The sequence below is a fragment of the Pseudomonadota bacterium genome (genome assembly GCA_039033415.1).
Classification (GTDB): domain Bacteria; phylum Pseudomonadota; class Gammaproteobacteria; order Xanthomonadales; family SZUA-38; genus JANQOZ01.
In genome coordinates this window covers 104,986-118,287 of record JBCCCR010000012.1, presented here as the reverse complement: position 1 = coordinate 118,287, position 13,302 = coordinate 104,986, and the positions used below count along the sequence as shown (strand labels likewise).

Below are 13,302 nucleotides of genomic sequence, written 5' to 3'. Positions count from 1 at the left end.
TCAGTGACCCCAGTGTGTTGCCTTCGCCGACCGAAGTTCAGACATGAGACCGTAAATCCTGCCGCCTGCCGTTTACCTGCTGTTTACCTGCCGGCAAGCCTGCAAGCGATACCAGGAATCACCGGGATACAGCAATCCAAACCGCTGGCCTGAAGCCCGTAGATCGTTGGTTGGGTTCTTTTTTCTCGGCATATGCATTAATTTCCAGCAAGCATTTTCGGAGCACAAACCTTGCTGACCGCAACCTCACTCAATAAGTCGTTTGGCAACCTTCGGGCAGTCAGCGATCTGTCGCTGGCCGTCCACAGCGGCGAGATTGTGGCGCTGCTGGGCCCGAACGGGGCCGGCAAAACCACGACGCTGCGAATGCTCATCGGATTGGCCGCCCGAGATTCGGGCAGCATTGAGTACGTCGACGGCGGCGGCCGGTCTCACGACGGTCTACCGCCCGCGGAAATCGGCTACCTGCCGGAAGAAAGAGGGCTGTACATCGATCGGCGGGTGATCGACGGCCTGGTCTACTTTGCCCGCCTGCGAGGCCGCAGCAAGTCTGAGGCGTTGGAGTCCGCCCAGCATTGGCTGGAGCGTTTTGATCTGTGGGACCGCCGCGCTGACGAGGTGAAAACCCTCTCCAAAGGCAACCAGCAGAAAGTCCAGTTCATATCCGCCGTGATTCACCGGCCTCGGCTCGCCATTATCGACGAGCCATTCTCGGGCTTTGACCCCATCAATCAGGAACGGATGCTGGAGTTTCTCGAGGAGCTCCGGAAGGCCGGTACGGCCATTCTTTTCAGCGCTCATCAAATGGATCTGGTGCAGCGGCTAGCCGACCGCATTCTGCTGTTGTCGCGCGGTCAGCTGGTCGCCGAAGGCAGCCTCAGCGAAATCCGCGAGCACGCCGGCCGCGGCAATGCGCAGACCGTGGAGGTCGAATTCGACTCCCCACCCGAAGCCGAGCAGCTCAAGCAAGCGCCGTCCAGCTGCCGCCTGGAGGGCAACACGATCGAATTGACGGTGACTGACAGCCAAACGATCAATGACGCTTTGCGATGGCTCACGTCGCTCGGCACCATCACCGCTATGACGACCCGCGAGCCCAGTCTGCACGACATCTATCTGGATCAGCTGAAGGAGTCCACAACTTGAGCAGCCGCATGACCATCGCCCGCTGGGAGTTCTTTCGGTTCTTCAAATGGAAGTCAGAGCTCATCGGCCTGCTGATTACGGCGCTGCTTTTCAGCGCAGGCTTTCAGGTCAAGCCGCTGATGGAATGGGTCCGAAGCACCGATCGTCAGGTACTCGAAATCAGCGATAACCTGCCGTCACCCGAGGCCTTTGGCCAGCTCTCGCTAGCGGTGGAGACGTTCGCCGACAAGAGCTACGAGGAACGCGTGGATGCCCTGGCGGCGGGTGAGATCCACGGGCTGGCCCGCTGGAATCCGCAGCGCCAGGAAACGGAGCTTATGGTGATGCGCGAGCCCGGCTGGCTAGCAGAATTTGAGGCCGCGGCGGCGGGTCAGGCGCTGCCCGGGCGGCTGGCGGAGTCACCGGCTGATGAGGCGGAGCTGGGGCGGCTGCTGGCACCGTCGGAAACCGTTCTCAGCTACCATCCCGACGCCAGGCCTCCTGGTGGCAAGCTGCAAAAGCTGCTGGGCATCGCCGCTATCGCGCTGCCGATGATCGGCGTGTTTACCGCGTTCAGCTACTTTTTTGTTTCGATTACCGCAGAAAAGCAGAATCGGCTCGGAGAGCAGCTGCTGTCCGCGGTGGGTGAGAGCCAGTGGCTGGACGGAAAGCTGATTGGCCTGACCGCGCTGTGCATCAAATCGATGCTAACCATGGCGCTGCTGGGGGTTGTCGGCATCAGCGTCTACCTAAAATTGACCGGCAAAGATATCGATGCGGGTTACATCAACTGGCTGAACTGCGCCTGGGCCTTTGCCTACAGCTTTCTGGCGGTCGCCTTCTGGAGTGCCTTCATGGCGGCAGTCGCGACCACCATCAATGACCCAAACAGCTCGAGCCGGTCCAGCATCATGCTGCTGCCAGGCCTGTTTATGCTGCTCCCGGTGCTGGCGCTGGATTTACCGGATTCTCTGGGGGGGGCCGTACTGTCGATTGTGCCGGTCACCAGCACCGCCTTCATGCCCATCCGTCTGGTGTTGAGCGACGTACCCTTCTGGCAGCTCCTGCTGAGTGTTGCCCTGATGGTGGTCAGCATCGCTGCGATGCGGCTGGCGGCACGGCGCATCCTGAAGCTGTCGATCCTGATGTACGGCCGGGAGCCGAGTTTCAGCGAACTGTGGAAAGCCGTTAAGCTCAGCTGAGCCCAAGTTAGGGCACCGCCGCCTGCTGCTGCAGCCGACCTGCGACATCACGGTGGCTGCGGCTCATCTTCACCTCATGATCGTTTTCCAACCGGATGAAGTACTCGCCGTTGGTGTGGGCGCGGAGTGATCGCACCCGATCGACGTTAACAATCGTTGAGCGGTGAACCCTTGCGAACTGTTGGTCGGGCAAGACCTTTTCGATCTTTTTCATGGTGCCACGCAGCACGTGCGTCTGGCCGGCGGCGTGGATACAGAGATAGTCTCCCGCGGCCTCAACACACACGATGTCGCTCATGTCGACGTAGGTCACGTCCCGGCCCTCCCGGATAGCCAGGCGCTCCGGGCTGAGGTGCGCCGGCTGCTGGCTTGGCTCGCTTTGTTTCAGCGCATCATCCAGGGTCAGCGCCTCACCGCTGAGGTCACAGACCAGGTTCAGCAGCCGGCTACGGTGGTCGCGGGCCTGCTGCTGATCGAGTGTCGCCCGGACGCGACGGAGCGCGCGGGCCAGGCGCAGATCGTCGATCGGCTTTAGCAGGTAGTCGAGCGCATTGGCCTCAAAAGCCTTGACCGCGTAGTCGGCAAAAGCCGTGACAAAAACCACCAAAGGCATATGGCGTCCCGCCATCGCCCGAAGCGTCTCAAACCCGTCAAGCCCAGGCATCTGAATATCGAGGAACACCAGGTCCGGCTGCTGTTCACGCACCGCAATCAGCGCCTCACGACCGTTGCCACACTGGCCGCAGATTTGAATGTCGCTCTCGGCGGCGAGGCGAAGCTCCAGACCGCGCCGGGCCAGCTCCTCGTCGTCCACGATCAGAGTCCGGATCATCGTCAGGCTCCTTGCTTCGCAAATTCCAAAGGTATGTTGATCGTCACCACCAGCCCGCGTGGGCTGTTGGGCGCCAACGCGAGCGCCTGCTCGTCGCCATAAAGCTGCTTCAGCCGCTCGCGGGTGTTCGACAGACCCACACCGCAGGAGGCTTTGGGCGGCGCGTGACCGTTACCAAGACCCGGTCCATTGTCGGCAACCGTCATCATCAGCTGCTCCCCATGGGCGCGGGCGGTGATCCAGATCGTGCCGCCATCCTCTTCGGGCGTGACCGCATACTTGATCGCATTTTCGATCAGCGGCTGCAGAATGAGACTCGGTACAAGCGCCTGCAGCGCGCGGGTCTCCAGCTCCTTCTTCACCTCTAGCCGGTCCCCGAACCGAACCTTCTCGATTTCCAGGTACAGGTCGAGCGCCTCGAGCTCCTGGCCGAGGTTCACGCGCTTCATCGGATCGTTGTCCAGCGAGTAGCGCAGAAAATCGCTCAAACGCGTTACCGCCAGATTGGCAGTAGCGTTTTGCCTGTCAAGTACCAGAGTGGATATCGCGTTAAGCGTATTGAAGAGAAAATGCGGATTGAGCTGATATCGCAACATCTTCAGCTGCGCCTGGTGCGCCGCCGCCGTGGCGGCCAGCGTTGCCTGCGTCTGCTGCTGCAACTGCTGGTAATACTTAATGCCAAAGTACAGACCGCTCCAGCACAGCAGCACATAGAACGACCCCATGACGCCGCCAAACTGGTTCATCCAGTCGCTCGGCTGCCAGCCGTTTTTCACCCAGGCCCAGTAGGCACGGTTCTCCAGCGAGGTCCAGCCCATCGCGAGCACGTAACACAGCACGAGACAGACCAGCGCAATCTGCGCCGGAGGGCGATTCCAGAGTCGATGGAACACAAAGCGGATTGGAATAGTCAGCGCAAAGCCCATGGCGGCGGTCAGCGTGATCACCGCCAGATAGGAATCCGGTTTTTCGTGCACCAGCGCGCCGAGGTAGGCAGCGAGCACGTAGCCGCCCCACCCGCCGATATTCAGCACCCAAAAAAAACGCCGCCGGTCGAACAGCAGCTCAGTCAATGTCATTTTCTTATTGTCCCAAAATGGTCCCATGTGTCCTGTTTGGAAAGTTCGTTGCGTTTCGGAGCCCCCTTGGGCGCCAAGAACAAGGCGCATTGCGCCAACCATGGCCGTAGCCCTTGGCAAGCGATGCAACACGGTTATGGTTGCCCAAGGGGGCTCCCTCCGGGCGCGTCCCACAAGGCCTGGCGCGGCGTTGCGAGCCTTGCCCCAGGGCCTTGTGGACACGCGCTGAAATACAACGAACTTTCAAAACAGGACACTAGCCCGAGGCCAAGCATTTCACGAATCGGTAAACACTTCGACCTGTTGACCCTGCCGCAGTGCCTCAGCGCCCCGCAGCGCCAGCCGATCTCCGGCTGCCAATGCACCCCGCACAACCACCCGCTGCTGACCTGCGTCCCCCAGCTCAACAGCGATCTCTTCAACTCTCTCGAAGGGATCAATACGCATCACGTAAGCCCCGTCTGCCCGCAGCACCACCGCATCGCGAGGTACGGTCAGCGCGGCCTGGGCGTCGAGCGCCAGCCTGACGCTGACCAGCTGCCCGGCAGCGAGCAGTGCCGGGGCTTCCGGCGGCAGATCGATCCGGACCTCGAAGGTCTGCGACAGCGGATCCGCCGCGGGAACCACGGTGCGGACGGTCCCAGCCAGCAGGCTGCCGTCGAGCCGAACCTCCGCCGCCGCGCCGGCGCTCATCCGAGGCAGATAGCGCACCGGCATCGCCGCCCGCACCTCCAGATTGGCGGTATCCGTCACCGCCGCCAGCACAGCGCCCACCGGAACGTCCTCGCCGATCTGAAATCCATTCATGGTCACCACCCCGCTTACCGGAGCACGGGCGACGCAGCGGGTCAGCTCCTGATCGGTTTGCTGCACGCGCACCATCGCCATGGCCTCAGCGTTCTTCGCCAGATCGCGGCTGGCTCGAACCTGATCGATGCGAAGCTCAGAAATCAGTCCCGGCATCTTTTCGAGTCTGGCGAGCTCCTGGCTGAACGCACTGAAGTTGATCTGCTCACGCTGGGCTGCCAAAGCCTGCTCCTCGCGGCGTAGCTCCATGGCGCTGCAGTCGAAGCGCGCCAGCACGCCGTTGCGTTTGACCCGATCACCCGGCTGGGCGATGAAGGTCAACCGACCGGCAATTCCCGCGGTCACCTGCCCCCCATAACGATTGAAAACCGTTCCGGCACTCGGCACCGACGGTCGCACCGCCTCATGTCTCACCTCGGTGCTGGTGACCAGGACCGGAGCCTCATCCGACGGCTGACCGACGGCCAAACTTTCGGTTGCACCCAGCGTCAGCGCCGCGGCGAACAGCCCTGGAACAAGCCACAGATCGGGCTGGCGGCGTTGAGCTTCGATCGTTGCTTGGGTCATGACAATCTCCTCAGGGCAGTCTGGGACAGAACAACGGTGGGTTGGCGAGCCGTTTTGCTCGCTTCGCCGACGCGCAAAATGGCGGGCAGGAGGATGAGCGTAAATACCGAGCTCAACGACATGCCCCCGACAATTACGGTGGCCAGGCCGCGGTAGATTTCACTGCCAGCGCCGGGAATAAGCATCAGCGGCAGCATGCCGAAGACCGAGGTCAGCGTGCTCATAAAAATCGGCCGTGCACGAATCCTCACCGCTTGGGCCACGGCCTCGTCGAGCGGCTGACCGCCTCGTTGACCCGCCCGAGTCTGGTGAACCAGCAAAATGGCGTTATTGACCACCAGACCCAGCACGATAATCAGGCCAACCATCGTCAGGAGCTCCAGCGCCTGGTACGTAAACAGGTTGAGGACGCGTAAGCCGGCGATACCGCCGGCCATGGCAAGCGGCATAATCAGCAGCACCATCAGGCTGTCTCTGATCGAACGAAACATAGCCGCCATGATCAGCGACAAAATCAGCAGCGCGACGACAAAGTTTCCTGCCATCTTGGCAACCGCCGCACTCAGGTCGTCCGCCGTACCCCGAAAATAGAGTTCAGCATCGGCCGGCAGCGACGCCCGCAGCACCGGCTCCAGTTCCCGTTTCAGAATAGAGAGCGCCTCCTCGAGCGTCATGGTTTCCGGCGGCAGCACCTGCAGCGTGACGGTTCTTTGTCCATCAACCCGCCGGAGCCGGGTTGGTCCGACTCGCCGGGTCAGGGGGGCCAGCTCCCCCATCACCTGCACGCCGGAAGTCGGGGTGGACATCGGGAGCGCGGCCAGCTCCTCCGGCGTCTCCCAGCCGCCGCCCCACAGGATGACATCGAGCCCCTGATTGCCGTCAAAGTAACGGCCGGTATAAAGACCGCCCGTGAAGGCGCGGATCGTATCGCCGACGTCGCTCCGGTCCAGCCCCGCCTGGCTGATGCGCAGGTCATCGGGCGACAGCTGGAGCTCAGGCTTGGAGAGCACCACGCCGGGCATCGCCCTCACGGACCAGCCCGGCAGCGTCCCTTCGATCAGCGATAAACCGCTACCGGCCGCCGCCATCAGGGGCGCCAGCTCTGGGCCCTGCAGATCGACATTGATATTGCGCCCGCCGGATACGCCGACGTTGAGCAAGGACGCTCGAGAGACAAAGGGTTTAACGCCCGGCAGGCCGGTGAGGACCTCGTCGCGCAACAGATCGATCAACGCGGGGGCCTCTCGCGGATCGTTCGGGTAGATATAGAGGCCGGTTGAATCCGTACCATAGGAATAGAGGTTGTACCCGCGGATACCCGGGCTTGCGTCACCGTCAACGTGGGGCTGTAGCCGCGCGATCACTTCCTGAACGAGTTCGTTTTCGATCGTGCTGAGCGGAATTCCCTCAGGCATGGAAAACGACACCTCGACGCCGTCAGAATCCGCCTGGGGTAGAAAATCCAGCCGTGGCAGCAGCAGCCAGGTGCCGGCCACCGGCGTGATGATCAGCGCTGCAATCCAGACGGTGCGGCGGATCGGGGTGGCGGTCATGCTCATTACCCGTCGGCTGATCTGATCCCAGACGTTCGCCATGGGATCCTCGGTCGTGTCCTCAGCCAGCAGCCGTCGCCCGGCCGCCGGCAGCAGCGTGACGGCGGCCACTGCCGAAGCCGCAACCGCCACCGAAAGCGTCACCGCAAGATCGGTGAACAGCTGACCCTCGATGCCCTGCATAAAAACGATCGGCAGAAAGATCGCCACTGAAGTAACGGTTGAGGTAAACAACGCGCCGACCACCTGGGACGGACCCCGGCGGCTTGCCTCGGGCAGCGACATGCCACCCTGACGGAGGCGGACAATGTTTTCCTGCACGATGATGGCCGCGTCCAGGACGAGCCCCACGGCGAACGCAAGTCCCGCCAGGGAGATCACGTTGATGCTGCGCCCCAGCAGCTTAAGCGCAATAAACGCCGCCGCCAGCGAAAAGGGTATGGTCAGTGCGATGAGCGCGGTGGCGCCGAAATGGCGAAGAAACAGCCAAAGCACTCCGAGCGCGAGCAGCACACCGAGCAGCAGGTTTGTGTTTACCAGCGACAGCGCCCGACGGATATGAACCGACGCGTCGAAGCTCAACACCAACGTTAAGTCGCGCTCTGCCAGTGGCCCCGCGTTGAGTTCATCGATCGTCTCGTTAATCCGATCGAGAACAGCAACCGAGTTGGCGCCATAGCGGCCCTGCAGACGGACGTAGTACGCGGGGTAGCCCGTGCGGTACATAAACCCGGTGCGGGGGTATAACACCTCCCTTACCTCGGCGATGTCCCGCAGATAAACCGGATTGCCGGCCCGTCGGGCAACCACCAGCTCACCCCACTGGTCACGATCGAAACTGCCCAGGAACCGCACCGTGTACTGACGGCGCCCGACGCTCGCCAGGCCGCCGGTGCTGTTGACCGCGCGACTCAGGGTGTCGGCGATTTCGCCGACCGCAAGACCCTGTGAGGCCGTTCGGTAGGGGTCGAACGTGACCAGCAGCATCGGCTCGCGCTCGCTGGTCAGATCGACTCGTGCGATCCCCTCGATGTTGCGCAGCGCCGGTGCCACAACCGAGTCCACCAGATCTTGGTAGCGCGTGACGTCGATACCGGGCGAAGGATCTTTCGGATGCAGCAGCAGCGTCGCCAGCGGGTTTGTCCAGCCTCCCACCTGAATCGAGGGTTCCTGCGCGTCGATGGGCAGCGTGTCGGCGTTGTTCAGCGCGCCGAGCACGTCGACCATGGCCTGCTGCAGGTCGACGTTCAGATCGAACTGCAGCTGGATATTGCCACTGCCGGCCCGCACGTTGCTGGTCATCGCTACCACACCAGGCACGTTGCGCAGGGCGGTTTCCTGAGGCTGGATGATGCTGGCCTCCACCTCCTGCGGCGCCGCCGAGCGCCAGCCCGTGTTGATGTTGATCTGAGGGTATTCCAGATTGGGCAGCATCTGGATGGGCAGAGACCAGACCGCCAGCGCGCCAAACAGCAGGGCCAGCACGCCAGCCGCCGCGAGCGCCGCTGGATTAGCGCTCGACCATCGAATCAATGACACAGCACCATCCTCGCATACGAAGTCGAGCCTTATCCTGAGGTGTCGGGTAATGAATTGGCAGGCGATTGCGCCCAGTGGTTGAGCTGCTGCGGCGGCCTGAGACCGGTGGACCCTGAGGGTGGTGAGCTCAGCAGGTAAAGCTGGATCCGGCCTTGAGCGCTGGCCACCGATCCTGGTTGGCCGCAGGACTGATCGCCAGCAGGCCTTTTTGAATCTGGCCCGCGTCCAGCGGCTTGAAGTAGAGATACCCCTGGTGATTGACACAGTGGTTGTCGCGCAGGAACTTGGCCTGCTGCTCGGTTTCCACGCCCTCAGCCACGAGCTCCAGACCCATGCTCGCCGCGATGCCAATCGTGGCCACGATAATCGTCTCGTCGTCAGGGTTGACGCCGATTCCCCAGATAAATGATCGGTCAAGTTTGAGAACCCTGACCGGCAGCTGGCGCAGATTGGCCAGCGACGAATAGCCGGTCCCAAAATCGTCGATGGCAAACCGGACGCCGAACCGGTTGAGCTCCTGGAGCTTGCGAACCACCTCCTCAGGATTTTCCATCACGGTGGTCTCGGTGATTTCGAGCTCGATGCTGGACGGATCCACGCCGCTGTCGGTGATAATCTGCTTGACGCCATCCAGGAACCATTTGTTTTCCAGGTGGCGAGGCGAGATGTTCACGGCCAGCCGCAGCCCGGGTCTGACCTTCTGCCACTGGGCGAGCTGTCGACAGCCTTCGGCCAGCACCCAGTCCCCGATACGGCAGATCATCTGGGTCGATTCGGCCAGCGGAATAAATTCGGCCGGGGGCAGGAAGCCCAGAGCCGGATGGTTCCAGCGCACCAGCGCCTCGATGGCCTGCACCGTACCGTTGGCGGCGTCCACCTGCGGCTGGTAATGGAGCCGCAGCTGACCGCGGCTGATGGCCAGACGCAGATCCGATTCGATCTGCGCGCGCCGGGCCGCCTCCGCCTGCATGTTGCCGTCGAAGTAGCAGTACTGATTGCGCCCACGCTTCTTGGCTTCATACATGGCCATATCAGCGGCTTCGAACGTCCGGCTGGCCGACATGCGGCCGTCACCGATGGCGATGCCCAGCGACGCGCTCACGGTCACCTGATTGCCCTGGTACTCGAAAGGCGCGCTCAGCGCCCGCAAGACCTTCTCCGCCACAGCGGACGCCGACATCGGGTCCACGATGTCGTTCAGCAGCAGTGCAAACTCGTCACCACCCAGGCGCGCCACCAGATCCTCGGTGCGAATCACTTCAGCGAGGCGCCGCGCAACCTGATACAGCACCTGATCACCAAACCCGTGGCCGAGCGAGTCGTTTACCTCTTTGAATTTGTCCAGGTCGATGTACAGCAGCGCAAGCTTCCGGTTGTGTCTGGCAGCGCTGGATATGCCCGCCGCCAGCATCTCCTGAAAACTCAGACGATTGGCTATGCCCGTCAGCGTGTCGGTTTTTGACAGGCTGTTGAGCCGCTTCACCAGCCGGTGCTTTTCCAGGCTGTAGCGGATGGCGCGCTCGAGCAGGGGCCCGCTGAGCAGATCCTTTTCAAGATAGTCCGAAACGCCGCTTTGCATCGCCTTGAGATCGGTCGCGCGAGTGCCGCTATCAGCCAGCATGAGAACCGGGATGTCGCACGCGCTCAGGTCCCGCTGGGTAATCCAGTCAAGCCCCTCCGCTTCGTCCAGGCGATCGTTGACCAGGCAGACATCGTGAGCGCCGGTAGCATAGGCCGTCAGGCCCTCGTTGAACTCTCGAGCCCAATGAATCCGATACTGGGTGCCCGGCACAGCGGCCAGCCACTCGCGGGTCAGTCGATAGTCATCCTCGCTGTCATCGACCAGCAGCACGTGAACCGTTCCGGGCTCAACGGGTTGGCGCGAGGTGGGCTTGGGCTGTGACAAGTCGTTTTCCGGCGATCTCATTCCAGCCCTAAACATCGACGAGGAACGTCAGAACTTAAGGATAAAACGAATATTTTCCCGAAGCCATCGAGAGCGAAACAACATGAAACAAGATTGAGCGACTACCGCGAGGCCAGCCAGCCGGCGTACCAGCGATCAAAATCGTGCACACATTTCTCCGCCGGGTGGTAACAGCCGCCGTCGAAACTGCCGTCCCGGTGTCCCAGCTGTGCCGTCTCACACAGCGCCCAGTCCTGCCGATTGGTCTCGTCCCAGAAGCTGATGACTTCGGACGCGTCGAAGCCCGCGGATTGCATCTCGTCAGCCTGAAACAGCCACAGGGTCTCAACGGCCACTCGATCGACGCTGAGGGGCGACAGCAGGTGCAGCATCACATAGTCCGGGACCAGGCTCAGAAACGCGTTGGGAAACAGATGATAGTAGTGCACCAGCCCAGTATCGTTAGGGGGCCAGCCGGCCAGCGGCGGACGCGCCGTACTCCCGCTGCTGCACATCGTGTTGTGGCCGGGACGCAGCATCATCGGCCCGCCCGTAAAGGCTGCGCCGCGAGCCTGCCGACTGGTGCCCGACGCCGGCCCGGTCAGCTGATGCAGCCGGCGATGGACGCCGGCGCAGTGATAGCACTCGTTAAAGTTGTCGCCCAGCAGTTTCCAGTTGGCGCTGACCTGGTACTGCTCCCGGCCTGCGATGCTGAGGCTGGCGATGTCTGGGCCCAGCGCCGGGAAGTCGCCGAATGTCTCATCGAGGCTCAACGCGGTCCCGCCGAGCTTGATAAACACCAGCCCGTTCCAGCAATCCAGCTCAACGGCGGTCAGTGGGTGGTCGCTACGATCAAAGCCACTCACCGCCTCCATCCCGGGCGCCGCCCGCAGCGTGCCGTCCAGCTCGTAAGACCAGCCGTGGTAGGGGCACACCAGCAGATGGCCACAGCTACTCGACTCGCTTAGCAAGCGGGTGCCGCGGTGACGACAAACGTTCCGGAAGGCGCGCAGCGCTCCGTCGCGGGCGCGGCTCAGCAGCACCGAGTGATCGCCAAGGTCCACGCGCCTCACTTCCCCTGGCGCAAAGTCGCTCTGATGACCAACACAAAACCAACCCTGGGAGAGGAGGTCACGAAGCTCCAGCGTAAACAGGGAATCGTCGGTGAACGCCCAGGACGGAAGCGTCCGTGCACTGGAGAAAGCCTCACCGGTCGCCCGCAGCTGGGCCCGCTGGGTCGACGTCAGGTGAAACGTGTCGCTGGAATTACCTGACTCTCCATGCATATCAGGTGGCGGAGCGAAACTCCTTTTTGACATAGAAGCTGCCGATAAAATACACGATGGCAGAAAGGGCACTGAAGCCACAGGCAATGACCAGCAGCGACAGCCTCAGACCCTCGTCACCATACTGTTCGGTGAGCCGGTCGCTGACCAGGCCCACCAGCGGCGGGCCCAGGCCCCCGCCGATCAGGTTGGTGATCAGCAGCAGTACCGCCGCCGCCATGGCGCGCATGGAGGGCGGTACCAGCCCCTGGATCCCGGCGAACGTGGCGGGCCCCTGCATGACACTGATCATGAAGGTCGGAAAAAGGAGCGCAAGGCCAAGCCAGGGATTTTTGGTCATGAATACGGCGGCGAAAATCGGAATGGAAATACCGATGGCAATCGCCGGAATCAGCGCGTAGAAACGGACGCTGCGGGTCACCAGCGAATCGGTCACCCAGCCGCTGGCAAGCATGCCAAAGATCTGCGAGAAACCCAGTACCAGCGCCAGCCAGAATCCTACCTGCGTCAGGCTCATGTCAAACGAACGCGTGAAGTAAGAGGGCAGCCACTGCACCGCGCCGAGCCAGACCACGGTATATAGCCCGGTACCCACCGAGAACATCACAAATGATTTGGAACGAAGCAGAATCGCGCTCGCCTCTTTGAGGCTGATCTGCGTCTTTTCTGTGCTCGAAACCTGCTCAGACGCTCCCCGCGGAGCCTCAAAGAGAAACCGCCAGACCATAAACGCCAGCAGCAGTCCCGGAATACCCACGCCGTACAGGGCGATTCGCCAGCTGTAGTTCTCCGCCAGCCAGCTCCCGGCAATGAAGCCCACGAGAATACCGACCGGCGCACCCAGGCTGTAGATGGCAATACCCTTGCCTCGCTTGGCAACCGGATAATAGTCGGCGATCAGCGAATGGGAGGGCGGCGTCGCGCCCGCCTCACCAACGCCGACAAGCACGCGAGCCAGCGCCAGCTGAATAAAGCTCTGCGCCAGTCCGCAGATCGCGGTCATCACGCTCCAGACGGCCAGCGCAATCGAGATAATGTTGCGCCGCGAAAAGCGGTCGGCCAGCCGCGCGATGGGAACGCCAAGCGTGGCGTAAAACAGCGTGAAGGCAAAACCGGAGATGATCCCGAGCTGTGCATCACTCAGCGACAGCTCTTCTTTGATCGACGGGAGCAGCACCGCCAGCATGTAGCGGTCCATGTAGTTGAAAAACGACACCAGAAACAGGAGACCCATGGACCATCTGAGTGCCTTGCCGGCGTGTCCTGCAAAACCGTTTTCGGTATTAACTGTAGCCAATGAGATTCCGATTCAGGGGTGGGTGCGCGCGGACTGCGTACGTCACTTTACTGCATTTTTATCGTCGACCGGTACCTGCCCGCTAGGCTCCCGGACGCACGACCAAAAG

The 13,302-nt window shown here is 62.0% G+C and carries 9 protein-coding genes; 2 read left to right on the top strand and 7 right to left on the bottom strand.

The window, feature by feature from the left end; genetic code table 11:
• The first annotated feature begins 231 nt into the window (after positions 1-231).
• Together AAF358_11805 and AAF358_11800 are read left to right on the top strand one after the other, a co-directional pair.
• On the top strand, positions 232-1,146 hold the full coding sequence (locus tag AAF358_11805) for an ATP-binding cassette domain-containing protein (protein ID MEM7706232.1): 915 nt from the start codon (positions 232-234) through the stop codon (positions 1,144-1,146).
• Positions 1,143-2,327 carry an ABC transporter permease gene (locus AAF358_11800; GenBank protein ID MEM7706231.1) on the top strand — a complete coding sequence of 395 codons (1,185 nt, stop codon included), beginning with the start codon at positions 1,143-1,145 and terminating at the stop codon, positions 2,325-2,327. The genes AAF358_11805 and AAF358_11800 overlap by 4 nt, the downstream gene beginning before the upstream one ends.
• A gap of 7 nt (positions 2,328-2,334) precedes the next feature.
• Here AAF358_11800 and AAF358_11795 read toward each other — a convergent pair whose 3' ends face one another.
• The 7 genes from AAF358_11795 to AAF358_11765 all read right to left on the bottom strand — a co-directional run bounded on the left by AAF358_11795 (position 2,335) and on the right by AAF358_11765 (position 13,193).
• Positions 2,335-3,159 (bottom strand): LytTR family DNA-binding domain-containing protein, encoded by an 825-nt coding sequence (locus tag AAF358_11795; protein ID MEM7706230.1) that lies wholly within the window; start codon positions 3,157-3,159, stop codon positions 2,335-2,337.
• A gap of 2 nt (positions 3,160-3,161) precedes the next feature.
• On the bottom strand, positions 3,162-4,238 hold the full coding sequence (locus AAF358_11790) for a histidine kinase (protein MEM7706229.1): 1,077 nt from the start codon (positions 4,236-4,238) through the stop codon (positions 3,162-3,164).
• A gap of 276 nt (positions 4,239-4,514) precedes the next feature.
• Positions 4,515-5,612, bottom strand: a complete 1,098-nt coding sequence (locus tag AAF358_11785) for an efflux RND transporter periplasmic adaptor subunit (GenBank protein ID MEM7706228.1) — start codon at positions 5,610-5,612, stop codon at positions 4,515-4,517.
• The gene (locus tag AAF358_11780) at positions 5,609-8,704 is read right to left on the bottom strand and encodes an efflux RND transporter permease subunit (GenBank protein ID MEM7706227.1); all 3,096 of its coding nucleotides are present in this window, start codon (positions 8,702-8,704) and stop codon (positions 5,609-5,611) included. The genes AAF358_11785 and AAF358_11780 overlap by 4 nt, the downstream gene beginning before the upstream one ends.
• Before the next feature lie 127 nt (positions 8,705-8,831).
• Positions 8,832-10,610, bottom strand: coding sequence for an EAL domain-containing protein (locus AAF358_11775; GenBank protein ID MEM7706226.1), 1,779 nt, complete (start codon positions 10,608-10,610; stop codon positions 8,832-8,834).
• A gap of 122 nt (positions 10,611-10,732) precedes the next feature.
• Positions 10,733-11,896, bottom strand: a complete 1,164-nt coding sequence (locus AAF358_11770) for an aromatic ring-hydroxylating dioxygenase subunit alpha (GenBank protein ID MEM7706225.1) — start codon at positions 11,894-11,896, stop codon at positions 10,733-10,735.
• Between the two features lies 1 nt (position 11,897).
• Complete coding sequence (locus tag AAF358_11765; GenBank protein ID MEM7706224.1) at positions 11,898-13,193, bottom strand: MFS transporter; 1,296 nt, start codon at positions 13,191-13,193, stop codon at positions 11,898-11,900.
• Positions 13,194-13,302 lie beyond the last annotated feature (109 nt).

Excerpts from the sequence above, each read along its gene's own strand:
- AAF358_11795 (MEM7706230.1), bottom strand. The coding sequence starts at position 3,159 with ATGATCCGGACTCTGATCGTGGACGACGAGGAGCTGGCCCGGCGCGGT.
- AAF358_11790 (MEM7706229.1), bottom strand. The coding sequence starts at position 4,238 with ATGACATTGACTGAGCTGCTGTTCGACCGGCGGCGTTTTTTTTGGGTG.
- AAF358_11785 (MEM7706228.1), bottom strand. The coding sequence starts at position 5,612 with ATGACCCAAGCAACGATCGAAGCTCAACGCCGCCAGCCCGATCTGTGG.
- AAF358_11770 (MEM7706225.1), bottom strand. The coding sequence starts at position 11,896 with ATGCATGGAGAGTCAGGTAATTCCAGCGACACGTTTCACCTGACGTCG.